General features: G+C 60.0%; 22 protein-coding genes and 1 pseudogene. 17 read left to right on the plus strand and 6 right to left on the minus strand.

The window, feature by feature from the left end:
- Positions 1–228: 228 nt before the first annotated feature.
- Positions 229–741: a peptidoglycan-binding protein gene (locus tag KHP60_RS22760; RefSeq protein WP_249689048.1), complete on the plus strand. Its 513-nt coding sequence runs from the start codon at positions 229–231 to the stop codon at positions 739–741.
- Positions 742–798: 57 nt separating this feature from the next.
- Positions 799–1,536 carry an invasion associated locus B family protein gene (locus KHP60_RS22765; RefSeq protein WP_213566575.1) on the plus strand — a complete coding sequence of 246 codons (738 nt, stop codon included), beginning with the start codon at positions 799–801 and terminating at the stop codon, positions 1,534–1,536.
- Between the two features lie 67 nt (positions 1,537–1,603).
- On the opposite strand, the gene KHP60_RS22770 is transcribed toward KHP60_RS22765, so the two are convergent.
- The gene (locus tag KHP60_RS22770) at positions 1,604–3,547 is read right to left on the minus strand and encodes an ABC transporter ATP-binding protein/permease (RefSeq protein ID WP_213566576.1); all 1,944 of its coding nucleotides are present in this window, start codon (positions 3,545–3,547) and stop codon (positions 1,604–1,606) included.
- Between the two features lie 377 nt (positions 3,548–3,924).
- Here KHP60_RS22770 and KHP60_RS22775 point away from each other — a divergent pair, with 377 nt between their 5' ends.
- Positions 3,925–4,563, plus strand: a complete 639-nt coding sequence (locus KHP60_RS22775) for a PRC-barrel domain-containing protein (protein WP_213566577.1) — start codon at positions 3,925–3,927, stop codon at positions 4,561–4,563.
- 863 nt (positions 4,564–5,426) lie between these two features.
- On the opposite strand, the gene KHP60_RS22780 is transcribed toward KHP60_RS22775, so the two are convergent.
- On the minus strand, positions 5,427–6,101 hold the full coding sequence (locus tag KHP60_RS22780) for a GntR family transcriptional regulator (RefSeq protein WP_213566578.1): 675 nt from the start codon (positions 6,099–6,101) through the stop codon (positions 5,427–5,429).
- Between the two features lie 147 nt (positions 6,102–6,248).
- Between KHP60_RS22780 and dctP (KHP60_RS22785) the strand changes: the two genes are divergently transcribed.
- From dctP (KHP60_RS22785) to KHP60_RS22810, 6 genes are all read left to right on the plus strand, one after another.
- Positions 6,249–7,253, plus strand: a complete 1,005-nt coding sequence (gene dctP, locus KHP60_RS22785; protein WP_213566579.1) for a TRAP transporter substrate-binding protein DctP — start codon at positions 6,249–6,251, stop codon at positions 7,251–7,253.
- A gap of 72 nt (positions 7,254–7,325) precedes the next feature.
- Positions 7,326–7,901, plus strand: coding sequence for a TRAP transporter small permease subunit (locus KHP60_RS22790; RefSeq protein ID WP_213566580.1), 576 nt, complete (start codon positions 7,326–7,328; stop codon positions 7,899–7,901).
- Complete coding sequence (locus KHP60_RS22795) at positions 7,898–9,214, plus strand: TRAP transporter large permease (protein ID WP_213566581.1); 1,317 nt, start codon at positions 7,898–7,900, stop codon at positions 9,212–9,214. The genes KHP60_RS22790 and KHP60_RS22795 overlap by 4 nt, the downstream gene beginning before the upstream one ends.
- A gap of 119 nt (positions 9,215–9,333) precedes the next feature.
- On the plus strand, positions 9,334–10,728 hold the full coding sequence (locus KHP60_RS22800; RefSeq protein WP_213566582.1) for a malonyl-CoA decarboxylase: 1,395 nt from the start codon (positions 9,334–9,336) through the stop codon (positions 10,726–10,728).
- Positions 10,729–10,790: 62 nt separating this feature from the next.
- A complete protein-coding gene (locus KHP60_RS22805) occupies positions 10,791–12,308 on the plus strand; it encodes a malonyl-CoA synthase (RefSeq protein ID WP_213566595.1) in 1,518 nt (505 codons plus the stop codon).
- A 65-nt stretch (positions 12,309–12,373) separates the two neighbouring features.
- Positions 12,374–14,347: an alpha/beta hydrolase domain-containing protein gene (locus KHP60_RS22810; RefSeq protein WP_213566583.1), complete on the plus strand. Its 1,974-nt coding sequence runs from the start codon at positions 12,374–12,376 to the stop codon at positions 14,345–14,347.
- A gap of 516 nt (positions 14,348–14,863) precedes the next feature.
- Here the strand turns inward: KHP60_RS22810 and KHP60_RS22815 are convergent.
- The 3 genes from KHP60_RS22815 to KHP60_RS22825 form a co-directional block, all read right to left on the minus strand.
- A complete protein-coding gene (locus tag KHP60_RS22815; RefSeq protein WP_213566584.1) occupies positions 14,864–16,750 on the minus strand; it encodes a bifunctional sugar phosphate isomerase/epimerase/4-hydroxyphenylpyruvate dioxygenase family protein in 1,887 nt (628 codons plus the stop codon).
- Between the two features lie 66 nt (positions 16,751–16,816).
- A complete protein-coding gene (locus tag KHP60_RS22820) occupies positions 16,817–17,497 on the minus strand; it encodes a GntR family transcriptional regulator (protein WP_249689050.1) in 681 nt (226 codons plus the stop codon).
- On the minus strand, positions 17,494–18,162 hold the full coding sequence (locus KHP60_RS22825) for a GntR family transcriptional regulator (RefSeq protein ID WP_213566585.1): 669 nt from the start codon (positions 18,160–18,162) through the stop codon (positions 17,494–17,496). The genes KHP60_RS22820 and KHP60_RS22825 overlap by 4 nt, the downstream gene beginning before the upstream one ends.
- A 201-nt stretch (positions 18,163–18,363) precedes the next feature.
- Here KHP60_RS22825 and dctP (KHP60_RS22830) point away from each other — a divergent pair, with 201 nt between their 5' ends.
- The 8 genes from dctP (KHP60_RS22830) (at position 18,364) to KHP60_RS22865 (ending at position 24,880) form a co-directional block, all read left to right on the plus strand.
- Complete coding sequence (dctP, locus tag KHP60_RS22830; RefSeq protein WP_213566586.1) at positions 18,364–19,356, plus strand: TRAP transporter substrate-binding protein DctP; 993 nt, start codon at positions 18,364–18,366, stop codon at positions 19,354–19,356.
- A gap of 88 nt (positions 19,357–19,444) precedes the next feature.
- Positions 19,445–19,963, plus strand: coding sequence for a TRAP transporter small permease (locus KHP60_RS22835; protein ID WP_213566587.1), 519 nt, complete (start codon positions 19,445–19,447; stop codon positions 19,961–19,963).
- Positions 19,960–21,261: a TRAP transporter large permease gene (locus KHP60_RS22840; protein ID WP_213566588.1), complete on the plus strand. Its 1,302-nt coding sequence runs from the start codon at positions 19,960–19,962 to the stop codon at positions 21,259–21,261. Before KHP60_RS22835 ends, KHP60_RS22840 begins: the two co-directional genes overlap by 4 nt.
- 28 nt (positions 21,262–21,289) lie before the next feature.
- A complete protein-coding gene (locus KHP60_RS22845) occupies positions 21,290–21,739 on the plus strand; it encodes a type II 3-dehydroquinate dehydratase (RefSeq protein ID WP_213566589.1) in 450 nt (149 codons plus the stop codon).
- Between the two features lie 59 nt (positions 21,740–21,798).
- Positions 21,799–22,647 (plus strand): shikimate dehydrogenase, encoded by an 849-nt coding sequence (locus tag KHP60_RS22850; protein WP_311925242.1) that lies wholly within the window; start codon positions 21,799–21,801, stop codon positions 22,645–22,647.
- 14 nt (positions 22,648–22,661) lie between these two features.
- Entirely contained in the window at positions 22,662–23,552 is an 891-nt protein-coding gene (locus KHP60_RS22855) for an SMP-30/gluconolactonase/LRE family protein (protein ID WP_213566591.1), read from the plus strand.
- Between the two features lie 35 nt (positions 23,553–23,587).
- Entirely contained in the window at positions 23,588–24,580 is a 993-nt protein-coding gene (locus KHP60_RS22860; RefSeq protein ID WP_213566592.1) for a sialic acid TRAP transporter substrate-binding protein SiaP, read from the plus strand.
- A gap of 21 nt (positions 24,581–24,601) precedes the next feature.
- The gene (locus KHP60_RS22865; protein ID WP_213566593.1) at positions 24,602–24,880 is read left to right on the plus strand and encodes a type II 3-dehydroquinate dehydratase; all 279 of its coding nucleotides are present in this window, start codon (positions 24,602–24,604) and stop codon (positions 24,878–24,880) included.
- 258 nt (positions 24,881–25,138) lie between these two features.
- On the opposite strand, the pseudogene KHP60_RS22870 reads toward KHP60_RS22865, so the two are convergent.
- A pseudogene (locus tag KHP60_RS22870) lies at positions 25,139–25,315 on the minus strand (IS630 family transposase); the annotation flags it as partial.

A 25,315-nucleotide genomic window follows, 5' to 3' on the forward strand; every position in this document is an offset into this window, starting at 1 on the left:
GTGGCGGGCGGCCGCGTGACAGGAATGCCCCGCCTCGACAAAGCGCGCCACTCGGCGGCGCAGATCCAGCGAGTAGGACTTGGTCATCGCTCATCTCCTCCCAGAAAGAGGGCTGAGACAAGTGAATCACGAAGCCGCCGCGCCGCATAGCCCCAAGGACTCCGTCAGAACTGCCGTTGCTCTAGCATATTGGCTCTCGTCGCCATTGTCGGATGGGCGCTGCTATTCTTGTCGCGGCAGTCGGCGGCCGAATTCGAGGAGCATCTGCGCGGTCAGGTCGCCAGCCTGCATCGGAGGCAGATGGAACTGCTCAACGGGCGCACCCAGCGGGAGGCCGCTGTTGGTACCCTGGAGAAGCTCAGATCAGATGTGGCTGCACTGCGCCAGGAACAGGAGAGTTTGAAGCAGGCCCGCGACCAACTCCAGACAGACCTTACCCGTCTTCGAGAGGAGCAGGCTGCAGCCAGAGACACATCAGGCCAGATCCGGGCTACCAGTGGAGCAATTGCCTCGCCGGCGGCCCGGGAGCGAGAGGCTGATCACGTGAGCATTGTCACAGCACAGAAGGCCCTGACCAAACTCGGCTATGGCCCTCTCTCGGTCGACGGGATCATGGGGCCAAGGACGCGGCAAGCGCTTGAGAACTTCCAGCACGATCACGAACTGAAGGTGACGAGCGAGCTCGACTCGCCAACGCTGCGTCAGCTAACCGCCTCGAACCAGACTGCGACTCTGGAGTAACTCGATTCCTTGATCGCTCCCATGACAGCATGCTTCAACGAGAGGAGAACCTCCCCTATGCCATTCACCTCCCGCCTTGCAGGATCCTTGACCGCGGCGGTGCTCGCACTCAGCCCCTTGCCCGGACTGGCCCAGACCTCGGCGCAGGCACCGAAGCCCAAGAAGCCTGCCCCTAACGGTCAGCCGGCTCAGCCCCAGACGGGCCATCCTGTGATTGTCCAACTGAAACCCGAGCCAGCCCAGCCGGATTGGACCAAGGTGTGTGGGAAGGACGAGAGGGCGACGATGGAGGTGTGCTATACCACACGTGACTTCGTCACCGACAAGGGACAGCGGGTTTTGGCCGTGGCTGTTTATAATGCCAAGGGCAAGGGAGCCAGGAAGACGGTGCGGATCCTGACGCCGCTCGGCTTCCTTGTGGCTCCTGGCATTCGGATCACAGTGGATAAGGGGCGGCCGGTCGCCGGCCGCTACGCGACGTGCCTCCCACATGGTTGCTTTGCCGAGGCTGAGGTGAGGGACGACTTTATCACCGCTCTGAAGAAAGGCACAGTGTTGAATGTCAGCGCCCGGAACCAAACTGGCGCAGTGGCGACGTTTGTTGTACCGACGGAAGGGTTCGGAAAGGCTTTCGACGGACCACCCGTTGATCCAGAGGTATTGGCCGAGCAGCAGAAGAAGATGCAGGAGGAGCTTCAGAATCGGTCAGAGGAACTCCGCAAGCGCTTGAGCAGTCAGTCAAACAATCCAGCCTCAAATTCGGCTGCGAGCGCCGCAGCTCCGCCGAGGAACTGAAGCATGCTGGTATGCACCAAGGTAGCTCTGAGTCAGTGCCATGCAATCTCACAGAAGAGGTCCAGCTTTACCTCACACGGAACCGATGAAGCCAACGCAGCCAAGGTTTGTCTGTTCGGGAAACTGGAAGGGTCAAGAGAACGGCACCTTCATCGGTTTTGCGGATATGAAGTGTGCGCGTGTGAAACCTCTCGAGGCCGGGTCGATGGCCAATCGACAGCACCGACGTGCTCGCAAGCTCCTGCTCGAAGATCGACAACATCGAGGCTTGGTTGTCGTTGTCAAGCGCCGATGTGGCCTCATCCATGAACACCCACTTCGGTTTGTGGAGGAGGACGCGCGCGAACGCTACACGCTGCTGCTGTCCGAGTGAAAGCGACCTGTCCCAGCGCTCGGCGCGATCGAGAGTCTTGGCGAATTCATCAAGGTGAACCCGATCCAAAGCGACCTTGACCGCCGCATCATCGAACGTATCCGGGCCAGCCGGGTAGCAGATGGCCGAACGAAGGCTGCCAAGCGGCAGATAGGGGCGTTGCGGCAAAAACATCATGTCACGACCAGCGGGAGTACAAATAACGCCTGATCCCCAGGGCCACAGCCCGGCGATCGCGCGAAACAAAGTGCTCTTGCCTGATCCGGAGGCGCCGACGATCAAGACACGCTCGCCGGTGCGGACCTCGGCCGTTGCCTCATCGATGAGAATGCTTCCATCATTCAATGCAATAGAAAGGTTCTCGAAACTGAGCCATCCCTTGGGATGGTTGCGAAGCTCGATGCGTCGGCTGCCGACTGCAATGCGATCCAGGTCAAGGGCCGCCTGCCGGAACCCTGCTATCCGCAGCACGGCTGACCGCCAATCAGCGATCTTGGGAAAGTTGTCGACGAAGTACCGCAAGGCGGCCTGAACCTGGTTGAAGGCCCCCACGACCATCATCATCTCGCCGAACGAAAGCCGCCCGGTGAAATAGCCTGGGGCCGCGGCAAGAATCGGCACCACAATCCCAAGCCACCCATAGCCCGATGTGATCCATGTCAGGCGCGCCAAAGCCCCCGACAGGCGGCGCGTTGACAGAAGGACGGCGTCGAGAAAGCTGTTGAGGTTGCGGCGCTCGTCGGGCTCACCCGAATAGAGAGCGACGCTTTCGGCGCTCTCACTCACGCGAACGATGGCAAAGCGCAGGTCTGCCTCGCGGGCATAGCGTTCGGTATTCAGACGGATGAGCGGTCGGCCTACAAGCCAAGTCAAGCCTGACCCAATGACGGCATAGACAACGGCGACCCACACCATATAGCCCGGGATCACGATCTCACGGCCTTCAAATTCGAAGCTGGCATAGGACGAGAGGGTCCACAGAACGCCGATGAAGCTGACGAGCAGAAGGAACGCCTGCAGCATCCCCACCCCAAGCTCGGTCGTAAACTCTGCGAACAAGCGGCAGTCTTCCTGGAGGCGTTGATCGGCTTGGGATCCAGATGGACCAACATGACCGAGTTGATAGGCTCGAGCGGGCTGAAGCCAGACGTCGAACAGGGTATGGGTCAGCCGCTCCCTCAGGCGTATTTTGAGTCTCTCCTGAAGCCAGGTCTGGGCCACGACGAGCGCCAGCAGGACGGCGATGATGATGAGGAAGACAACGAGCTGGTTCAGAAACGCGACAGAGTTTCGCTTCTCGACGGCATCGAAGAACGCACCGTTCCATTCGTTCAATCGCACCTGCCCGAACATATTGCCGATCAGCACCACGACAATGGCAAGAAACAGTCGGATCACAGGCCAGCCCACTCGACCGTGCAACAGATCGCGGGAGAGACGATACAGGTCGCTGATAATACTGCTCGGGCGGGGTGGCTTGTCAGCCTCTGCACTCAGAACATGCTGCGTTGCCTGCTCGACAGCTTCGGCTACCTCGACGGGCTGACTGAGCTCGGCTTCCTGCTCAACGCCTGTCGTGGCCGGAAGAGAGCTGTGGCGGCCCGACAGGCCTTTAGATTCATGCTTTTGTCGTGGCACGGCGCGCTGCTCTCTCCTGTCGCTTAAGCCTGTTTTCGCAGGCTTAATCCTTGGGGGGCTCGCGAACGCAAGGGTTGTCGGCGACCCGGCAAAGACACAGCCTTGCCGCCTTTATGAGCTTTTTCAAGGTGACCTTGAGTCTCCTGATGGTCATCGAGAGGGCTGATGGAATCTGATCACAACGTTGCTGATACAAAGAACATGATTACACTTGCGTGAGTCATAAGAGAGCCCATGCAGTCCTGTTGCGAGCCTCAGACACTATATCGACTCGGCTGAGATTGGCGCAGTTGCCCAATAGGAGCAATCAGATCGCACATTGTATCCTTCGGTCGCTAAGGGCAGAATAATGCCACGTCGAATGTGGAGAAGAGTGCATGGGTAAGCCTTTTGTAGGCGCTTGGCTTGTAACCTGGCTGTTGGTGTCTGGTCCTGCATCGGCGCAGACTTCCTCATCGCAACCGTTACCGGAAGCAGGCACGGCTAACGCGGGGCCAGCCGCTCCAAAAAGCCCTGTCTTTCTTGAGATGCGCCAGCCGGATCAATTTCGCTCAACCAATCTGCGCGGAACGCGCGTGTACGGAGCCAACAATGAAAATATCGGGGAGATCAATGATGTTCTGATCAGTCGCAGCGGGCAGGTGGCTGCGGTGATTATCGGAGTTGGAGGCTTTTTGGGGATTGGTGAGAAGGACGTTGCCGTTCCCATGTCCCTGCTGCTGTTCCAGCCTGGAGCGGTTGAAACGAATCCTAAAACAGCCTCTTCGTCTGGCGCGATGGGGGCCCCGTCTTCACCGGCCACCGATGCTCAACCTGGAACGACGACAGTCCCATCTGCTCCTGCAACCGGTGCAGCTGCGCGGCATGATACTGGCATTCCAGATCGACTCATTCTGAAGATGACCAAGGAGCAACTTCAGAGTGCCCCAGCTTTCAAGGACAGCATCGATGCCAAAGCCTCTGGCCCAGAGGACTCGAGTAAGGCTATGCCGGATCCTTCGGTACAAAAGCCTTAAGCAATGGTAGAAAGCCGATGTCGGAATTCCAATGCTGTAAGCTCTGCCACTTAAGACGTGCTTCAGCCGTGCAACGAGCGCAGGTGGATCTGTATTGAACTTGATCGACCGGTGACAGGGACGTTTGAATTAGCTTCGTGAACGTGTGTATGATACGGGCGAGCCAGCGCATTAATATTTGCCTCGGCCAGCTCTCCATAGCTCCGGAACATAGAAGCAGACCGCACCCTACGGGTGAAATTCAAGCGTCTTGAGTTTGCGCATCACCAAACATTGCAACAAGCAGCGTCAAACCTGTGAGATCCAGGTGAGCGCTAAGGCAGAGACGAACAGTCCAGTGCAAAGAACAACCAGGCTGCGCTCCCAGGCAATTCGCTTGTTTGACGGCATTAATTGGCTCCACATTCTAAAAATCTACAGTGATTAAGATGGCCCCTGCTGCTTAATCGCAGGTTCCCAGCCTTCCCGATGACTACATTCCAGGGTGCACTGTTGTCGCTCCTCATTCAAGGGCTCGCGTAAGCGCAATTGGTCTAAGATGCACCAGATTTGGTGGGGAGGTCGATGGCAAGGGCGCGGTCGGGACAGGATGGCCATGGCTGCCGATGAGCTATGACGTATTTTAGGTAATGAGGCCGATCAGGCGGCGCTGTTTGTCGGCATCGGAATGACCTCGCTGCCGTCCTTAAGCCTGACACCGGCGATGCGACGAAGCTCCCGCTTCGAGTGTGGTTGTCCGGCTTGTGGCTGATGCTGCAGTTGAATAAGGACATCCCCTCCACGCGCTTGCGCTAGGCCCTCGGCGTCAGCCAACCCTAATGCCCTGTAAGCACAGTTGAGGAGATACTGGAATCAGCTTCAGCTCAGGCCGTTGTTGATTTCGGGCGTGTTCGCTTGCCGAGGTTGGAGACGAGATCGCTGAACCGGTCGCCCTGAACGGCGATGTGAATGCGCAGCAACGACCGAGCGGCCTCCGCATCGCCAGCCAGAATAGCCTCGACGATTTCGCCGTGTTCTTTTAAGGAGGTCTTCATGCGGTTGTGCACATGCAACTGTAAGCGTCGGTACGGGCGCAGCCGCCGATGCAGCGCTGCACATTGTTCCTCCAAAAAGCCGCTGTGGCTCGCCGCATAAATGGCGAGATGAAACGCCTCGTTCTCGTAATAGTAGCTGTCCGGATCCTGACTGGTCGCCGCGCTCTCGCACTTCTTGTGAGCGGCAAGCAAGGCGCTGCGGTCCTGATTTGTATGACGACGGGCGGCCAGAGCTCCGGCCATGCCCTCGAGTTCCGCCATGACCTCGAACATCTCGAATACCCGTTCTGGACCCGGATCAACAACGACAGCGCCGCGTCGCGGGCGGATCTCGACAAGGCCAATCGCGCTTAACTGCATGAGAGCTTCCCGGATCGGGGTACGCGATACCCCGAAGTGAGTGGCCAGTTGGACTTCGTCCAGGCGCTCACCGGGCTCGAACTCGCCCTTCAGGATGCCGTTCTCGATCTCGTCCCTGAGCTTGTGAAACGTGTTCTCGGCCATCCGCTCCTCGTTCGATAGGAAAGCTTACTCAGCCAGACCCAATGCGAGATCATCCTATCTTGTATACACAGTAGTTGACAATGTGCGCAATAAGGCAGCACATTGCTGATAATCTGGCAGAATTGCCGGAATATCCGGGAGGAAAGAATGAGGAAACGTGCGAAGCTGCTGAAGTTCTCTGCTGTTTTGTCCTTGGGCGGCATGCTCGCCTCGGGTGCGTTGGCCCAGACTGTTCTGAAGGCGTCCCACCAGTTCCCGGGCGGCAAGGGCGACATTCGCGACGAGATGGTGCAGATCATCGCCCGCGACGTCGAGGCCGCCAATGTCGGGCTCAAAATTCAGGTCTTCCCCGGCTCCTCGCTTTACAAGCCGAACGATCAGTGGAACGCCGTGACGCGTGGCCTGCTCGACCTGACCTCGTTCCCGCTCGACTACGCTTCAGGCCGTCATCCTGAATTCTCCGCAACTCTGATGCCGGGGCTGGTCGGCAACTTCGACCGGGCGCTGCGGCTCAACGATTCCGAGTTCATGGCCGATATCAAGAAGATCGTCGACAGTGCCGGAGCCGTGGTAATCGCCGATGCCTGGTTATCGGGTGCCTTCGCTTCCAAGAAGAATTGCATCACCGCTCCGGACACGATCAAGGGACAGGTAATCCGTGCCGCCGGCCCGGCCTTCGAGGAGATGCTGGCTGCCGCGGGCGCGTCGATTTCCTCGATGCCGTCCTCAGAGATCTATACCGGCATGCAAACCGGTGTGCTCGATGCCGCCAATACGTCCTCAGCGAGTTTTGTCTCCTACCGCCTCTTCGAGCATGCCAAGTGCCTGACCGCACCGGGCGAGAATGCACTTTGGTTCATGTATGAGCCTGTGCTCATGTCGAAGAAGGTTTTCGAGAGGCTGAAGCCCGAGCAGCAGAAGGCGATCCTCGCGGCAGGCGAGAAAGCGGAGGCCTATTTCAATGAGGAGGTCCGCAAGGGCGACCAGATCATGATCGATGCCTACAAGAAGGCGGGTGTCGAAGTCGTCGAGATGTCGAAAGCAGACTACAACGCCTGGCTCGATCTAGCTAAGCAGTCCGCCTACAAGAACTTTGCCGCGAAAGTACCAGGCGGCGACAAACTGATCGAGAAAGCCTTGGCCGTGGAGTAAGAGCCAACGCCGATGGCGGCGCGGCACGGTACTCGCCGCCATATGCAACCTCTGCCCACGAGGAAGCCCAATATGGTCAAGCCTTTCATCCGGGGGGTAGGAAACCTGTCGCGCCTGTTCGCGGTTCTGGCGACCCTCCTGATCATCGCAGCGATGCTTGTTGTCTGCCAGATGATCCTCATGCGCTACGTCTTCCGCCTGCCAACGATCTGGCAAACCGACTTCGTCGTCTTCTCGGCCACGGCAGCGATGTTTCTCGGTGCGCCCTATGTTCTGATGACAGGCGGCCATGTTGGTGTCGACGTAATTGAACTCATGGTGAAGGAGCGGACCCGAGCCAGGATGCGGATCGTAAGCAGCCTGCTCGGGCTGACCTTCTGCATTGTCATGCTCATCGCGACCTGGGTGCAGTTCCACGACGCCTGGAGCGGGAACTGGAAGCATTCCAGCATGTGGGCACCGCCGCTGTGGGTGCCGCTCGCGACGCTTCCTCTCGGCTTCGGGCTGCTCTGCCTCCAATACGTAGCCCAGATTCTGACGCTCGTCACAACCGACGAGGCGCAGGCAGGCGATCATGCGCCGTTGGCCGGCTCACCGATCCTCGATGACGTTATCGACCTGCCTCAAACGAAGGAGTTCCCGCGATGAGTCCGACTGTCGCCGGACTACTGATCATCGCGGCTCTCTTCGTCCTGCTAGGGACCGGCATGCCGATCGCCTTCGCCCTTGGCCTCGCGGCTTTTGCCGCGCTGTTCTTGCAGGATGGCCTAGAGATCTTCTACGTGCTTGGGGACACGATGTTCTCGGGCATCGCGAACCTTGCCTACGTCTCCATTCCGATGTTCGTGCTGATGGGAGCCGCCGTGGCTTCCTCGCCTGCGGGATCGGATCTCTACTCGGCCCTCGATCGCTGGCTGAACCGAATCCCCGGGGGACTTGTGCTCTCCAACATCGGCGCCTGTGCGATCTTCTCCGGCATGACCGGCTCGTCGCCCGCGACCTGTGCGGCGATCGGCAAAATGGGGATCCCGGAGATGCTCCGGCGCGGCTATCCCACTTCCGTCGCGACCGGCTCCATCGCAGCCGGTGGTACGCTCGGCATCCTCATTCCACCCTCTGTTACGCTCATCGTCTATGGCATCGCCACTGAAACGTCGATTGGCCGTCTGTTCATGGCCGGAGTGGTCCCTGGCATCATGCTGACAGTCATGTTCATGATTTGGGCGATCATCGACTGCAAGCGCAAAGGATATGAGTTCGACGCCCGCGCCATCCGCTATACGTTCAAGGAACGCCTTGCCGGACTGCCACGCATCCTGCCGTTCCTGCTGATCATCGCCGGAACACTTTACGTGCTCTATGGCGGCCTGGCGACACCGTCCGAGGCGGCAGGTGCCGGTGCGCTGCTCACCCTGCTGGTCGTCATCATCTCCTACCGGCTGTTCCGGTTCCGGGCCGTTGCCGGAATATTCGGCTCTGCTATGCGCGAAAGCGTCATGATCATGATGATCATGGCGTCGGCCGAACTCTTCGCGTTCGCCCTCTCGTCACTCTTCATTACCCAAACGGTGGCATCTGTAATTGCTGACATGGACGTGAACCGATGGGTGTTGATGGCGCTCATCAATCTGTTCCTACTTGTTTGCGGCATGTTCCTGCCACCGGTCGCCGTCATCGTCATGACAGCGCCGATGCTCTTCCCGATCGTCACCCAGGCCGGCTTCGATCCCTACTGGTTCGCAATCGTGCTGACCATCAACATGGAGGTCGGCCTGATCACACCCCCGATTGGCCTCAATCTGTTCGTGATCAACGCCATCGCGCCGGAGATCCGCACGAAGGACATCCTGTGGGGATCGCTGCCATACGTGCTGGTCATGTTCCTGGCCATCATTCTTCTCTGTGTTTTCCCAGACATCGTGACGTGGCTGCCCAACCAGATGCTGGGAATGGTTGAATGAACACGTCATCGTTCCTCAGCGCCATGTTGTGGACGACAGGGGAACGCGGCTAACGGTTCCTTTCGTTAGGCCCACCCGAGGGCACGGACGAGACGCAGAAGGTTTAACGGAGGCCAAGCATGAAGTTCTACAGCTCGAGGCCTGGAACGGCTGACGCCTCTACATTCCTTGGGGATCTCATCGACACGCTGACCGAAAGGGGACGGGCCCTGCTCGGTCGCAAGAGTGATCGGGGAGCAATTCCGCAACTCGACTTGATCGCCATGAGCGAATTGCTTCTGTCGCGCAGGGGTGAGGCGTCCGGCGTAGCTTTGGCGCAGACCCTGCTGGCGAGCTATGGCGCCGCACCCGGCACGGACCGCCTCGCGTTCCTCCAGGCTCTTGCTGATCGTTTCGGACCTGATCGCAGCAGGGTCGAGCACGCGATCGAAGCGGTTCGCCAGGACACAGGCACGGATGCCCTGGAGGGGCTGCATGCCGCGGCCGAACCCCGACGGCAGGAGCTGTTCAGGAGGCTCAATCTTGCCCCAGGAGGGACCGCAGCCCTGATCCGCATGCGTGAAGAGCTCAGCGACCACGTTAAAGGAAACTCTGGACTGAAGTGCGTCGACGCTGATTTCACGCATTTGTTCTCATCCTGGTTCAATCGGGGATTTCTGGTGCTGCGGCCGATCGACTGGGCCACGCCTGCCAACATCCTGGAGAAGATCATCCGCTATGAGGCGGTGCATGCGATCCAGAACTGGGATGACCTGCGCAACCGCCTCCAGCCGGAGGACCGTCGCTGCTACGGCTTCTTTCACCCGCAACTCGTCGACGAGCCTCTGATCTTCGTCGAGGTGGCGCTGACCAAAGAAATCCCCGGTGCGATCGGTCCACTGCTTGATTTAGGCCGCACCCCAATTGCTGCAACTGAGGCGACGACGGCCGTGTTCTACTCGATCTCGAACACGCAGAAGGGCCTAGGTGGAGTGTCCTTCGGCAACTTCCTGATCAAGCAGGTGGTGGAGAATCTCAAGGGCGAGCTGCCGAACCTGAAGACCTTCGTGACCCTCTCGCCGGTTCCGGGCTTTACGGCCTGGCTCGCGCGCGAGCGGATGGCCGATGAATCGGCTTGCCTGAATACTCTGGCCAAGGAGGTCCTCGGGAGCCTGGAGGAGCCTGGCTGGAGCAATAACCCCGACACAATAGAGCAAGTTCGAGCCGCACTCCTCCCAGCGGCGGCCTACTACTTCCTGAAGGCCAAGGATCCCAAGGGCCGTCCGGTCGATCCGGTCGCCCGCTTCCACCTCGGCAACGGAGCACGGCTCGAGCGCTTGAACTTTCTCGGCGACGTATCCTTGAAGGGCCTGAAGCAGGCGCATGGTCTGATGGTGAATTACCTCTACGCTCTCGATGAGATCGAGAAGAACCATGAGGCCTTCGCTGAGAAGGGCGTGGTGGCTGCCTCGCCTATGGTGCGCAAAGCCCTGCGGATCGATCTGCCCTCCCGCGATCTGGTGCCCACCCCATGACCGCAACGTTCCCAAATCCCTTGACCGGGTCGATCCTCGACCCTCGCTTCGGAGCCCATTCCATGAACGCGAACCTGTTCGACCGGCTCGAACGCTCGATCGCCGATCTCACCAAGACAGCCATCACGACACCCGGCGGTGACAGCATCAGCTATGCCGACCTGATCGCTCTCTCCGGGCAGCTGGCCAACGTGCTGGTCGCACGCGGTGTCAAGCCTGGTGACCGGGTTGCGGTCCAGGTCGAGAAGTCGGTTCCGGCCTTGGTGCTGTATCTCGCGACCGTCCGGGCCGGCGCGATCTATCTGCCCCTCAACACAGCCTACACGCTGGCGGAACTGGAGTACTTCATCGGCGATGCCGAGCCGTCGCTCGTCGTCTGCGATCCTTCCAAACGCGAAGGGATCGAGCAACTGGCTTCGAAAGTGGGAGCAGCCGTCGAATCCCTCGACGCCAAAGGGCAGGGCACGCTGATGGAGGCCACAGCCAAGGCCCCTGATGCATTCGGGACGGTGCAAAGGGCGGGCGATGACCTGGCGGCGATCCTCTATACGTCAGGTACGACCGGACGCTCCAAGGGCGCCATGCTGACCCATGACAACCTTGTCTGCAATGCTCTGACCCTGAAGGAGGTCTGGCGCTTCACCGCGGACGACGTGCTGATCCATGCTCTGCCGATCTACCACACCCATGGGCTGTTCGTGGCCAGCAACGTGACCCTGTTCTCCGGCGCGTCGATGATCTTCCTGCCGAAGTTCGATGCGGATGAGGTCTTGGCGCTGATGTCCCGCGCCACCGCCCTGATGGGCGTGCCCACCTTCTACGTCCGTCTGTTGCAGCATCCTGGCCTCACCAAAGAGGCGACCTCCGGTATGCGCCTGTTTGTGTCGGGTTCGGCGCCTCTGCTGGCCGAGACCCACCGTGAGTGGAGCGCCCGCACCGGCCATGCCATCCTCGAGCGCTACGGCATGACCGAGACGAACATGAACACCTCCAACCCATATGACGGCGACAGGGTGCCCGGCGCCGTTGGCCTGCCGCTGCCAGGGGTGTCGGCCCGCATCACAAACCCGGACACCGGCGAGGAGTTGGCAACGAACGAGATCGGCATGATCGAGGTGAAGGGCCCAAACGTATTCAAGGGGTACTGGCGCATGCCGGAGAAGACCGCCGCCGAGTTCCGCTCTGACGGCTTCTTCATCACGGGCGATCTCGGCAAGATCGACGAGCGCGGCTACGTGCATATCCTCGGGCGCGGCAAGGACCTGGTGATCACCGGCGGCTTCAACGTTTATCCGAAGGAGATTGAGGACGAGATCGATGCCATTCCAGGGGTGTTCGAGAGCGCGGTGATTGGCGTGCCGCACAAGGATTTCGGTGAAGGAGTGACGGCAGTCGTAGTCCGCTCAAAGGAAGCGACGGTCGACGAGAAGACGATCGTGGCGGCGCTGGAGGGCAAGCTGGCAAAGTTCAAGCTGCCCAAGCGGATTGTATTCGTCGATGATCTCCCGCGCAACACCATGGGCAAGGTCCAAAAGAACGTCCTGCGGGAGCGGTTTTCGGATATCTACTCCGGTCAGTAACAGGCGCTCACGGACCATAAGGGCTCCGAAGAGACTTGATTTAAACAGCTTCGGGAGGAAGACTGATGGTAAGGACATTACTGACCTGCGTTTCAGCGATCGTTCTGAGCACCTGTGTCGCTCACGCACGTGTCATCGAATTTGAGGTGACAACCCGACAGGCACCAACATTTGACGGCCGGTCGTTTGGGAGCGTTGGAGTCTATGAGAAGATCATCGGCAGAGCCAAAATTGCTCTCAGACCGGACGACGCTCACAATGCAGGCATCATCGACATCGACCGTGCTCTCAGGAATGCTTCTGGTGACGTGGAGGTCACCACGACTGTTTACATCCTTAAACCGTCGGACACCTCCAAAGCGAACGGGAAGCTATTTTACGATGTGCTGAACCGAGGGCGGAAACTTGGGCTCGAACTGATGAACGATGCTCCGACCAGCAATGATCCGACAGCATCGGCTGACGCTGGAAACGGTTTCCTGATGCAGCAGGGCTATACCATCGTCTGGAGCGGTTGGCAGGGTGATGTCGCGACGGCGAATGCACTGCTTGGGCTGGAGGTGCCTAGCGTTGCTGGGGTGACCGGCACCAGTCGGGAAGAATTCGTATTCGACCACACCAAGAACCCAGTCACAGCAGATTTGTCCTATCCTGCCGCGGATCTTGATCCATCAAAAGCAACCCTGACCGTGCGAGCGCGTGAGAGCAACGAGCGTGCCAAGCCTGCGGATCTCTCGTTTAGGTTTGTCAGCCCGACTCAGATCGAGATCACGCGCCCATCCGGCTTCGAAGCCGGTGCGATCTACGAGTTCATCTATCCGGCCAAGGAAACCAAGGTCCACGGCGTGAGTTTTGCTGCAACACGCGATGTTGTCTCGTTCCTGCGCCACGAGGTGGTCGCTCCAAATGGCGGGGCTAATCCGCTCGCCGTCAACGGGCAACTCCCCATTCGGCAGGCTTATGCCCTCGGCATCTCACAAAGCGGCCGATTCTTACGCGACCTTCTGTATCAGGGCTTCAACACAGACGAGGCCGGCCGCCGGGTCTTTGACGGTCTCATTCCCCACATCGCAGGATCACGCAAGACCTACATCAATTATCGCTTTGCACAGCCGGGCCGCTACTCGCGTGATCATGAGGATCACCTCTATCCGGGCGACCAGTTTCCTTTCACCTATGCGGTCACTACGGATCCGCTCACCGGCCAGACGGACGGCATTCTGAAGCGGTGCCTGAGCACCAATAACTGTCCAAAGGTGATGCAGACCGACACTGATACGGAAAACTTCCAGGCTCGGATCTCCCTTGTCGCGACCGATCCGAGTGGCAAGCATTTGGATCTTCCTGAGAGCGTCCGTGCCTACCTCCTCGCAGGAGTGTCGCATTTCGTTCCTGCCTCAGCAAAATCAGCCGGCACTCCGACCTGTCAGCTCCCGTCTAATCCCCTCCATGCCGGCGGACCAATGCGGGCGCTCCTGCTGTCATTGGATGCTTGGGTCGCGGAGGGCAAGAAGCCGCCGCCCAGCCGATACCCTAGCGTCAAGGATGATTCACTCGTTCCGCCAAAGCAGGCTGGCTACGTCGGACTACCAGGGCTCAAGTACGAGGGCGAGTACAACGAGAAGCCAGTTGTCGACTATGCGAGCGTTCCACCGAAGATTGGGCCTGAGTACCCGGTGTCAATTGCCAAGGTAGACACGGATGGTCACGCCATCGCGGCAATCCGCCTTCCGTCCGTTGCCGCGCCGACAGCGACGTATCTTGGATGGAACTTGCGCAAGAGTGGCTTCGCCGAGGGAGCGATCTGCGGACTGACTGGTTCGGTGATCCCGCTGGCAAAGACGAAAGCCGAGCGTGAGCAGGCGCATGATCCCCGTCCATCGCTTGAAGAACGGTACCCAACTCACGCGGACTACGTCGCAGCCGTTCGGGGTTCGGCCAACCGCCTCGTGAGCGAACGGCTTCTGTTGCCGGAGGACGCAGATCGTTACGTTAAAGAGGCGGAGGCTGCGGATATCGGTCGGATGAGAGCGCAATAGACCGTCACATGCTGTGGGCTGCTGCAGCGAGCTCGGGAAGGGACTTTGAACTCTGCTGGAGCGGTCCACAGGCAGCCTTGCAGGGGCACTGTGTTAGGGCGCCCATAAGTCTGGCATCATGGTACGTCAGCTCGAACCACAAGCAGTCGCGCCAATGTACCCGCCAATTTGATCCTATGCAGATCCCAACTTCCCCAACAACCGGGGTCACCTTCGCTCAGGCATATGTTGTCGAATTGAACACCCAAGACGACGATGTTAGATGCCCGGCTGGCGCGTCTGCCCTCCTCGGGCAACGTCCCCACCTAATCGGGCTCTGGCGGGAGCGGAAGCCAGTGAGTTGGTCTGAGCCGGATGCTGGTGTCGATATAAGCAAGCCAGATGTCTTTGAATTTTACTCCGGTGTGCCACCCACCCTGTTCAGGGAAAAAAAGCAAGATCGGGGGGCGGTTTCGATCAGCAGTGCTTCCCGATCCATTATGTTTTGCGCTTCCATGGCTCCTTATCCGATCTACATCAAAGTCCTTGAGGCGCCATCGTGTCAGCGAGCCGGGTCTGCGAGGCTAACCGGATCGGTGCGTTGATCGCTCCGTATCCTTGGTAGTCGCGCCGTTCCACGATCTCGAAGAAGAACCCGCCCTCCAGGGTTTTTGTATAGACCTGGAAGTACTCGGCCCCGCCCTCGCGATCATACAGAATGTTGTTGGCGCGCAGTTGCTCCACATTCTCGGCGGATAGGTCGGTTCTCACCTCAAGGTCGTCGTAGTAGTTCTCCGGAATCGGCAGGAGATCGACTCCACCAGCCTTGAGTCGTTGCACTATCGCAAGAAGGTTGTCGGTCGCGAGCGCGATGTGCTGAATGCCCGATCCGAAAAGCTCGTTCAAGAATCGCGACGACAATGTGCGCTGGCTCTGCGATGCGTTGAGGATCAGGCGAAGCGAGCCGTCATGGGTCTCGATGGCTTGGCTCTGCACCACGCCGCCTGGATCGAGCACGGTCTGAACCGGTGTTTTCCGCACATCGAGAAGAGAGCTGTAGAACAGGAGCCAGGTCAGCATCTCCTCGTAATGCATGGATTGTGAGACGTGATCGACCGAAACTAGCCCAGCGCCTGAGAAATCACTTACATCGGTGGGCTCGAAATCGACCTCCCAGAGGCGATCCAGTCCAGACCTGTGATCAACGAAGTACAGGATGCTGCCGCCGAGACCACGAACAGCCGGTATGTTCAACTCGTCCGGCCCTACCGGCTGCTGAAAGGGCTGATCGAGGAGCGTGACGGCACGGTCAACCGCTCCCAGCGCGTCGTCAACCCGGAGTGCTAGCGCGCAGACGGAAGTGCCATGCGTGATGTTGAAGGAATGGGCGAAGCCCTCCTTGTCGGCGTTCACGACGATGTTGATACCGCCTTGGCGCCAGCGTGTGACAGCCTTCGACCGGTGACGGCCGGCTTTTTCAAACCCAAGTCCCCTCAGGGTCTGCTCGAACCCGGCGGCGCTACGCTCATCGACGGCGAATTCCACGAACTCGACGCCAGAACAGAGTGCCTTGGGCGGAAGCACGGGATGGTCGGGCAGAGCCGCTCCCGTGCGCCGACGCAACTCGTCGAGCATCACAATGAGGGAGCGATGTCCGTCGATGGCGACGCTGCGCGCAGACCCTGCCCGGAAACGGTCATTGAAGATTTCCAGGGAGAGCAGTCCGTCGAAGCCCGTCGCGCCCAGCGCATCCATGAACGCGTCGACGGGCAGGTCGCCCTGTCCCGGGAAGCAGCGGTAATGCCGGCTCCAGGACAGGTAATCCATGTCGAGCCTCGGCGCGTCTGCCATCTGCACGAGAAAGATCTTGTCCGACGGGATGGAGCGGATCGCCGACAGGTCCGTTCCGCGCGCCAGTACATGAAAGGAGTCGAGCACGAGCCCGACCGCTGGATGGCTCGCACGTCGCACGACTTCCCAGGCGTCGCGATAATCATGGATGTGCCGCCCCCAAGACAGAGCCTCGAAAGCCACCCGCATGCCGCGCTTTGCGGCGCGCTCACCGAGTTCATGAAAATCCGCAGCGGCCCGCTCGATCCCGCCAAGTGACTCCGGTGAGACGTTGCTGCACACCATCAGGAGATCGCAACCAAGCTCTTCCATGACGTCAAACTTGCGCTCGGCCCGGGCGAACACCTTCGAGCGCTGCGGTTCGGGCAGGCCCTCGAAATCGCGGAACGGCTGGAAGGTGATCGTCTGGAGCCCGAGTCCCTCGATCATATGTCTGGCATCGGCTGGTGTGCCGTTGAAAGACAGGAGATCGTTCTCGAAGATCTCTACGCCCTTGAACTGCGCGGCCGCGATGGCCTCGATCTTTTCGGTCAGTGTGCCGCTCAGGCAGACGGTGGCGATGGCAGTACGCATGCTCGTCGGTCCGTTTCCTCGGTTGTGGTTGGGAGCCTATGCCGATCCGGCACGCTCCTTCTCTCGTCAGCTGATGGTCCCGGTCCTGAGCGCATGCTCGACGCCTCCAGCCACGTGGCGCGTCAGCACCTCACAGGCACGCGCGGCATCCCGCTCCAGGGCGCACTCCAGAAGCTCGGCATGTTCATTGGCGGCGATGTCGCCGCGATAGCTCAGAGCGATCATCTGATAACGCAGGTACTTGTCAAAAACTGCCGCGTGGTTGTCGATCAGCATCTTCGATCCGCAGGCGGAGATGAGCGCCTGGTGAAACTGCCAGTCGTAGCGTTTCCATCCCTCGGTGTGCGATCTGTCCCCTTGAGCCATCCGCTCCTCCATCCGGGCGAGCCGGTGATGGGCGGCGACGACGCGGCCTTCCCATTCCATGTCTCCGGCCCGAAACGACTGCTCTAGCGCACGGCCCTCGAGAAGCTGCCGAAGCGCGGCGATCTCCCTCAAATTCGCGATCGAGACAGGCGCCACCTCAAAACCCTTCTGTCCTTCGGCAACCACGAGGCGCTCGGAGTGAAGACGGTTCAGAATTTCGCGCAGCGTGCTGACGCTCGCACCGTAATCGGTCTTGAGCCGCTCGAGCTTCAGCTTCTTTCCGGGCAGCAAACGCCCGAACACGATATCCGACCGGATCTTTTGGTAGGCGCTCTCCCCGACTGTGGAGGGAGGTGGCATCACGTGCACGTCGTCGCTCATACCAGTGCTCCGCTCTCCAGCGTGTAAGCCACGCATCCGTTCACATGCTGGGTCAGCACCGCACAAGCCCTGTCGGCATTGCGCGTCAGGACAGAATCGAGCAGCGTTCGGTGCTCTTCCGCCGCGATCTCCCCACGGAAGACCACGGCCACCATCTGATAGCGCAGATACTGGTCGAAGACGCTGCCATAGAGGTCGAGCAGGGTCTGGGAGCCACAGGCCTCGATGAGAGATTGGTGGAACTCGCGGTCGTAGCGCTTCCAGAGTTCCGTATCCTTCTGGTCGCCGGCCAGCATCCGCCGCTCCATGAAGGCAAGCTTGTGATGGGCGGCTACAACACGGCTCTCCCATTCCAGGTCGCCTGCCGAGAAGGACAAGGGCAGCGCGTAGGTCTCCAGGAGCAGCCGCATCGCCGCGACATCCTCAAAGCCGGCAGGAGAGACCGAGGCGACCCGGAAGCCACGCTGTCCCTCGGCGATCACGAGGCCCTCCGACGAGAGGCGGCTCAGGATCTCTCGCAGGGTGCTGACGCTTGCCCCATAGACATCTGCCAACCGGTCCAGTCGCAGGCGTGCGCCAGGGCTCAGGCGCCCGAACACGATGTCGGCCCGAATCGTGCCATAGGCGCGATCCGCAATGGATGTCGCCATCAATTCGATGCTCATCCAGCCCCCATTGTTTCATGCCTTGACATTGATGAACTCTCCCGGAGCCACTCAGCTTCCTTGGGGCAAGCAATCGTGCTGTAGGTTGATTTTCAAAATATCAGATAATTTGATTAATGACTATTGATTTTGCAACCGTCGGAGTGGATAGTGCCAACCAAGACGCAGGTCAATGCGCCGCAATTTGAAGGAGAGGAAACCATGGGATTTGACATCAATCGGCGTGTTCTGATGGCTGCGGGTGCCGCCCTTCTGGTATGGGGCACAGCCGGGCCGGCCGCAGCACAGGCCCCGACAAACTTAAGATTTTCCGCCGTGTTCTCGGAGCAGGACATTCGGGCCGGAATGATGAAGCAGTTCGGGGAGGCGGTGAAGGCACAGGGCTTCAACCTTCAGCCCTATTACGGCGGCACCCTGTTCAAGCAGGGCACCGAGCTCGTCGCCATGCAGCGCGGCAACCTCGAGATGGGCAACATCGCCCCGCAGGACATCTCCAATCAGGTTCCGGAGTGGTCCATCGTCACCTCCGCTTACCTGTTCCGCGACGCCGACCACCTGAAAAAGGTGTTCGCCAGCGACGTCGGCCAACAGCTCAAGAAGATGGCCTCGGACAAGCTGGGCATCCACATTCTCGGACCGACTTATTTCGGCGCCCGGCATGTGGGCCTGAAGCCCAACAAGAAAATCACCAAGCCTGAGGATCTCGCCGGCATTAAGCTGCGCATGCCCGGCGGCGACGCATGGCAGTTCCTTGGCCAGTCTCTGGGTGCGAACCCCACGCCGATGGCCTATGCGGAGGTCTATACGGGGCTTCAGACGGGCGCCATCGACGGTCAGGACAACCCGTTGCCGAACGTTCAGAACATGAAGTTCTACGAGGTGATGTCGCAGATTGCCCTGACCTCCCACCTTGTGGGCTTCGACGTTCTGGCCGTGTCCAACAAGGTGTGGGACTCGCTCTCGCCGGAGAAGAAGGCAGCCTTCCAGGCGGCCGCCGACAAGGCGATCGAGTGGAGCACGCAGGAGCACCTGAAGCAGGAGGCGCAGCTCGCGACCTTCTTCAAGGAGAAGGGGCTTGAGGTCTATACTCCCGACCTGAAGGCCTTCCGCGAATTCGCGCAGAAGAAGTATCTCGCCTCGGATCTCGCAAAGAGCTGGCCGGCCGGCATGGTCGACAAGATCAACGCAATGTAAGGCGATTAGCCTTGGCCGCCGGGACGATGCGCCCCGGCGACCCCCTTTTTATGATCGCTCATTGCCTTCTCGCGAAGGAACACCTTTCATGACTTCATCGCTGCCAGCAATTGGCTCCTGGCTCGCGCGCCGCGCGGAGAATGTCGCAGCCGTCATGCTAGGTGCGATGTTCCTTGCCTTCCTCCTGCAGATTGTCTTCCGGTACGTTCTGGGGCTTCCGATCGGCTGGACGCACGAGATCAGCGTCATTCTCTGGATCTGGCTCGTTCTCTGGGGCGCCTCATTTGTCATCACAGAACGCGAGGAAATTCGCTTCGACATCATCTATGGCGCAGTAGGACCTGGCCCTCGCCGCGTGATGATGCTCATCACAGCCGTCGCGCTGATCGCGCTCTACTCGATCTCATTTCCCGCAGTTCTCGACTACGTCACCTTCATGAAGGTGGAGAAGACCGGCTACCTCAAGATCCGGTTCGACTGGCTGTTCTCGATCTACATCGTCTTCGCGGTCGCCACCATCATCCGCTACATCTGGCTGGCTTGGCAGGCTCTGCGCGGAGTCGCGCCGGAGGAGTTCGATCCCACCAAGGCGAGTTCCGGCGTATGAACCTGACAAGCCCTTTTTCGCTCGCCCTCGTCACAATCACGATACTCGCATTTCTCGGGCTGCCAATCGGCCATGCGATGATTGCGGGCTCGATCTTGTACCTGCTCCTGGCAGGGCTCGATATGGGAACGGCCGCCGAGCAGCTGCTCAACGGCATGTATTCCAACTACATCATCCTGTCTGTGCCGCTGTTCATCCTGGCTGCGGAATTCATGAACATCGGCAGCATGACCGACCGGCTCATGACTTTCTGCAATGCGCTTGTGGGTCGCTTTCGCGGCGGCCTTGCCCAGGTCAACATCCTGCAGAGCATCATCTTTGCCGGCATGTCAGGCTCGGCCATCGCGGATGCCGCCGGCACGGGGCGCATGATGCAGGCCATGATGACCCGCGATGGCCGCTACACGCCGAGCTACGCGGCGGCCACAACCGCCGTCTCGTCCGTGATCGGCCCAATTATCCCGCCATCGATTCCGATGGTGCTCTATGCCCTCGTATCCGACGCGTCCATTGGCTTTCTGTTCCTCGGCGGCGTCATCCCGGGACTACTGATGGCCTTGAGCCAGATGATCATCGTGGCCATCACGGCGCGCCGCAGGAACTTCCCTGTCGAGAAGCCGGTGCCTCTGCGCAAGCTGCCGCGGATCACATGGGACGCCTTTCCCTCGCTGATGATGCCGGTCGTCCTGCTCGGCGGCATCTACAGCGGCGTGATGACCCCCACTGAAGCCGCTGCCATCGCAGCAGCCTACGCCCTTCTCATCTCGGCTGGTCTCTATCGCAGCGTGAGCTGGCGCGGCTTCTACAATTCGCTGGCAATCAGCGCTCGCACGAGCGTGTCGATCGGCATGCTGATCGCAGGCTCGCTCGTGTTCAACTACGTCGTCACCGTCGAGAACATCCCGGAAGGCGTGAAGGCGCTGCTTGCCGGATGGGACCTGTCACCCACCGGCTTTCTGATTCTCGTCAACGTTCTGCTGCTGCTCTTAGGGTGTGTTCTCGAAGGAACAGCGATCCTGCTGATTGTCGTTCCAGTCTTCATTCCGACCGCACAGGCGCTGGGCATCGATCTCGTGCATTTCGGCGTCGTGGTGGTCATCAACATCATGATCGGATTGATCACGCCACCCTACGGGTTGCTGCTGTTCATCATGGCAAATATCTCGGGACAGCCCCTGCGCGCCATCGTGCGCGACGTGATGCCATTCCTCTTTGCGATGCTGGCCGCCCTGGCAATCCTGACCTTCGTGCCCGAAACAGTGCTCTGGCTGCCGCGCCTATTCGGCTACCAGGGATGAGCCTGCTTCCCTTCAGAGACATATTCCAATGAGCAAGCCGATCTATATTCTTAATGGGCCCAACCTCAACCGCCTCGGAACCCGCGAGCCTGAGATCTATGGTCAAACGACCCTGGCAGAGGTGGAAGCCCTATGCCGGGACGCCGCTTCCGGCTGCCCCATTGTCTTCCGGCAATCGAACCGTGAATACGAGATTATCGAATGGGTGCATGAGGCCATCGACGAGGGCAGTGGCATCATCATCAACCCCGCCGCCTTCACCTTCACGTCCATGGCGATCATGGATGCCCTGAAGATGTTCCCAGGCCCGATGATCGAGCTGCACATCTCGAACATCCATAAGCGCGAACAGATCTATCATAAATCCTACGTCTCCCCGGTGGCCACAGCCGTGATCGCGGGACTTGGCACCAAGGGCTATCCGATTGCGGTGCGCGCGATCCTCGACATGATCGGCCAATCGCCCGCAAGGACCTGAGTCCCATGGCAAGCGATCCCTCATCAGGGCCTTCACCCCAAGCTGATGAAACAACGAGGGTGTCAGCCCATCCTTCCGTTCTCGTGGGTCTGGTAGGCACCGGAATTCAGGCGTCGCGGACACCGAAATTGCATGAGCGGGAAGGCGCCGAGCAGGGCCTGCGCTATGTTTACAAGCTGATCGATCTGGAAACGCTTGGCCTCGATGCCGCAGCCCTGTCCGACATCCTGACCGCCGCGCAACGCTTCGGATTTGCAGGTCTCAACATCACTCATCCGTGCAAGCAGGCCGTGATCCCTCTTCTCGACGAGCTGTCGCCTGACGCAGCGGCGCTCGGCGCTGTCAATACCGTCGTGCTGAAGGATGGCCGTCGCGTCGGTCACAATACGGACTGGTGGGGCTTCGCCGAGAGCTTCCGGCGCGAGCTGTCCGGCGCCCGGATTGATCGCGTCGTCCAGTTCGGCGCCGGCGGCGCAGGTGCCGCGGTGGCTCATGCGCTGCTGAACTCTGGGGCGTCTGAAGTCACGATCGTCGATACGGACGAAGCCCGGGCCCAAAATCTAGCGACTTCCCTCTGCGGGCGGTTTGGCGAGCGCCGTGCGTTAGCAGGCACTTCCGTGCAGGAGGCAATGGCTGCTGCCGACGGCATGGTGAACACGACGCCACTCGGCATGGCAAAATATCCCGGCATGGCCGTTCCGGCCGATCTGCTGCGCCCGGATCTGTGGGTTGCTGACATCGTCTATTTCCCATTGGAAACCGAATTGCTCCGCAAAGCCCGAGCGCGGGGGTGCCGCACCATGCCCGGCGGCGGCATGGCCGTCTTCCAGGCCGTGGGTGCCTTCCGGCTGTTTACAGGCCTGGAGCCGGATGCTGAGCGCATGCTCCGGCATTTCGAGAGCATGTGACGGGGAGGGGCTTGATGGTCACGACAATCGATCCGCGCAAAGTGGAATGCGTCATCCCCGGAAGCGACCAGCTTGGCGAGACGCCCCTCTGGGATGCGCGCGAGCGAAAGCTCTGGTGGGTCGACATCGAGCGGCCGAAGCTTCAATCCTTCGACCCTGCGAGCGGAGCAAGGGCCGCCTATCCCTACGATGCCGCCTTTCTCGGCAGCCTGGCGTTGACGCAGGGCGGGTCCCATGTGCTCGCGAAGGATGTGAGCCTCTACCACCGCGATCCGGCAAGCGGCGCGCTGAACCTCTTCGCGCAGGTCGAGACCGGGCTCGACAACCGTCTCAACGACGGGCGGGTCGACGCCAGGGGCCGGCTATGGATCGGCACCATGGACAACGGGCTTCACCGGCCCAACGGGTCGCTCTATCGGGTCGATCCGGACGGATCCGTTCTGCCGATCTTCGACGAGGTGGTGGTTGCGAATGGCATAGCCTTCTCGCCGGACAACCGCACCTTCTATTTCACCGACACGCGCCGCTACTGCAGCTGGCGGTTCGATCTCGATATCGACGACGGACAGATTCGCAACCGGACGCTCTTTGCCGATTATAGTGCCTCGGGCGAGCGGCCCGATGGGGCCTGCGTCGACGTCGACGGCGGAATATGGACGGCCTTCTTCGCAGGCAGCCGGGTCGTACGGTATCGTCCGAATGGCACGATTGATCTAGTCGTGCCGCTGCCGGTGACGAACCCGACCTGCCTGTGCTTTGGAGGGGATGATCTCCGAACGCTCTACATCACGACCGCTACAAAATTCCTGACGCCCGAACAGCGCGCCTCCGAGCCGCTCGCGGGAAGCGTCTTTGCCGTGCATGGGATCGGCCAGGGCATGCCTGAACACCGCTTTGCGATCTGAAGAAGCGCCTTGAGGCGCAACAAGGAGGAAGTTCTATGGTCCCGAAGATGTCTCGTCGCACGTTCCTGGCAGCCGCCTCTGCAGCGGCCCTGTCGGCTGGAGAAGCCGGCGCGCAATCCGCCGGGAAAATCAACCTTCGGTTCTCGGATGTGACCACCGCGGACGCGCCGCGCTCCCTTGCCCTCGTCCAGATCTTCGCCAAGGAGATGGGAGAAGAGTTCAACTTCCAGCCCTATTTCAACGGCACCCTGTTCAAGCAGGGGGCCGAGCTCGTCGCGGTTCAGCGCGGCAATCTGGAGATGGCGCTCCTGCCGCCGTCCGACTTCGCCAATCAAATACCTGCCTTTGACATTCTGGGAGCGGCCTACGTGGTTCGCGACGCGGCGCATCTGGACAGGATCTTCAAGAGCGACGTGGGTGAGGCCTTCCGCAAGATGGCCCGGGAACAGCTCGGCGTGGTCATCCTGGCGCCGGCCTATTACGGGGCACGCCACGTGAACCTGAAGGGCAACAAGAAGATCATGACGCCCGAGGATCTGGCGGGCGTCAAGCTGCGCATGCCGGGCGGCGAGAGCTGGCAGTTCCTGGGCCGCTCCATCGGCGCCAATCCGGTGCCGATTGCCTATGCAGAAACGTATACAGCCCTGCAGACGGGGGTGATCGACGGCCAGGACAACCCGCTGCCCAACAACAAGCTGATGAAGTTCCACGAAGTCACGAACCAGATTGTGCTGACGGGGCACAATGTGGGCTTCGGGCTCCTGCTGGTCCGGGCCCAGACGTTCGATGCTCTGACACCCGAGCAGCAGCAGCGCATGAGGGCCGCCGCCGAAAAGGCCTTCGCCTGGAGCACGGCGGAATACATCAAGCAGGAAGCGGAGCTGCTCGACTTCTTCAAGACTGCCGGACTGGACGTTTACGCGCCCGACGTGGAGGCGTTTAGAGCCTATGCCCAGCGCCAGTACCTGCAATCGCCCCTGTCGAAATCCTGGCCGGCCGGCATGCTCGACAGGATCAACGCGCTCTAGGCCGCAGGCCAGGAGCGATCGATGCGGGGCTGCCCGTCACACGAGGAGCAAGACGTAATCAAACGGGACATTCATGTGCTGAACGGGTCGAATCTGATTCTGCTCGGCACCCGTGATACGGGCATTTACGGTTCCGTGACCCTGAGCGAGATCCACCACAATCTGCAACGCCGTGCGGGCGACCGGGCCAGTTCCATACTGTTTGTTGAACGAAAGACACATGTGAACGCTTCACGGGCGGCCTCACGACCGCCCGCGCATGACTCGGGGCCAATGTGGGTCGCTACTCCTTCACTGTGATGGCCTTGCACCATCTACTCCTTGCCGATCTCCCGGCTCACCTTGTTCTGACCCCAAGATGTCCGGAAAGTTGTCCTCCAAATGGACCAGTTTGATGCATCAGGACCACATCGGCTCAAAGCCATACATCAGGGCGGACGACTTTTGTGGAATCGGGCCATCAAGCTGACCATTGTCCGAGATGTGCTTGGACGCCTTCATCCATGCAATACCGACGCTGCAAATCATTGCAAGTCTTAAGGCTAGAGCACCGGTCATTCAGACGAATCCGTATCCGGCTGCGGTGAAGTAGTTACGGCATGCCTCGGGCTCGACGAGATCACAGATGTCGCCGATGGCCCGCCAGAGCGCCTCGACGGTCCGGGCTTCGGCTTTGCGCAAATGTGCTTTGATCTGTGAGAAGACCTGCTCAATCGGGTTCAAATCCGGACTGTA

Origin of the sequence: Microvirga sp. 3-52, assembly GCF_018383585.1 — a bacterium.
GTDB lineage: Bacteria > Pseudomonadota > Alphaproteobacteria > Rhizobiales > Beijerinckiaceae > Microvirga.

Excerpts from the sequence above, each read along its gene's own strand:
- KHP60_RS22845 (WP_213566589.1), top strand. The coding sequence starts at position 21,290 with ATGAGCAAGCCGATCTATATTCTTAATGGGCCCAACCTCAACCGCCTC.
- KHP60_RS22780 (WP_213566578.1), bottom strand. The coding sequence starts at position 6,101 with ATGGCCGAGAACACGTTTCACAAGCTCAGGGACGAGATCGAGAACGGC.
- KHP60_RS22775 (WP_213566577.1), top strand. The coding sequence starts at position 3,925 with ATGGGTAAGCCTTTTGTAGGCGCTTGGCTTGTAACCTGGCTGTTGGTG.
- KHP60_RS22765 (WP_213566575.1), top strand. The coding sequence starts at position 799 with ATGCCATTCACCTCCCGCCTTGCAGGATCCTTGACCGCGGCGGTGCTC.
- KHP60_RS22835 (WP_213566587.1), top strand. The coding sequence starts at position 19,445 with ATGACTTCATCGCTGCCAGCAATTGGCTCCTGGCTCGCGCGCCGCGCG.
- KHP60_RS22810 (WP_213566583.1), top strand. The coding sequence starts at position 12,374 with ATGGTAAGGACATTACTGACCTGCGTTTCAGCGATCGTTCTGAGCACC.
- KHP60_RS22790 (WP_213566580.1), top strand. The coding sequence starts at position 7,326 with ATGGTCAAGCCTTTCATCCGGGGGGTAGGAAACCTGTCGCGCCTGTTC.
- KHP60_RS22825 (WP_213566585.1), bottom strand. The coding sequence starts at position 18,162 with ATGAGCATCGAATTGATGGCGACATCCATTGCGGATCGCGCCTATGGC.
- dctP (WP_213566579.1), top strand. The coding sequence starts at position 6,249 with ATGAGGAAACGTGCGAAGCTGCTGAAGTTCTCTGCTGTTTTGTCCTTG.
- KHP60_RS22860 (WP_213566592.1), top strand. The coding sequence starts at position 23,588 with ATGGTCCCGAAGATGTCTCGTCGCACGTTCCTGGCAGCCGCCTCTGCA.
- KHP60_RS22805 (WP_213566595.1), top strand. The coding sequence starts at position 10,791 with ATGAACGCGAACCTGTTCGACCGGCTCGAACGCTCGATCGCCGATCTC.
- KHP60_RS22815 (WP_213566584.1), bottom strand. The coding sequence starts at position 16,750 with ATGCGTACTGCCATCGCCACCGTCTGCCTGAGCGGCACACTGACCGAA.
- KHP60_RS22795 (WP_213566581.1), top strand. The coding sequence starts at position 7,898 with ATGAGTCCGACTGTCGCCGGACTACTGATCATCGCGGCTCTCTTCGTC.
- KHP60_RS22800 (WP_213566582.1), top strand. The coding sequence starts at position 9,334 with ATGAAGTTCTACAGCTCGAGGCCTGGAACGGCTGACGCCTCTACATTC.
- KHP60_RS22855 (WP_213566591.1), top strand. The coding sequence starts at position 22,662 with ATGGTCACGACAATCGATCCGCGCAAAGTGGAATGCGTCATCCCCGGA.
- KHP60_RS22865 (WP_213566593.1), top strand. The coding sequence starts at position 24,602 with ATGCGGGGCTGCCCGTCACACGAGGAGCAAGACGTAATCAAACGGGAC.
- KHP60_RS22820 (WP_249689050.1), bottom strand. The coding sequence starts at position 17,497 with ATGAGCGACGACGTGCACGTGATGCCACCTCCCTCCACAGTCGGGGAG.
- dctP (WP_213566586.1), top strand. The coding sequence starts at position 18,364 with ATGGGATTTGACATCAATCGGCGTGTTCTGATGGCTGCGGGTGCCGCC.
- KHP60_RS22840 (WP_213566588.1), top strand. The coding sequence starts at position 19,960 with ATGAACCTGACAAGCCCTTTTTCGCTCGCCCTCGTCACAATCACGATA.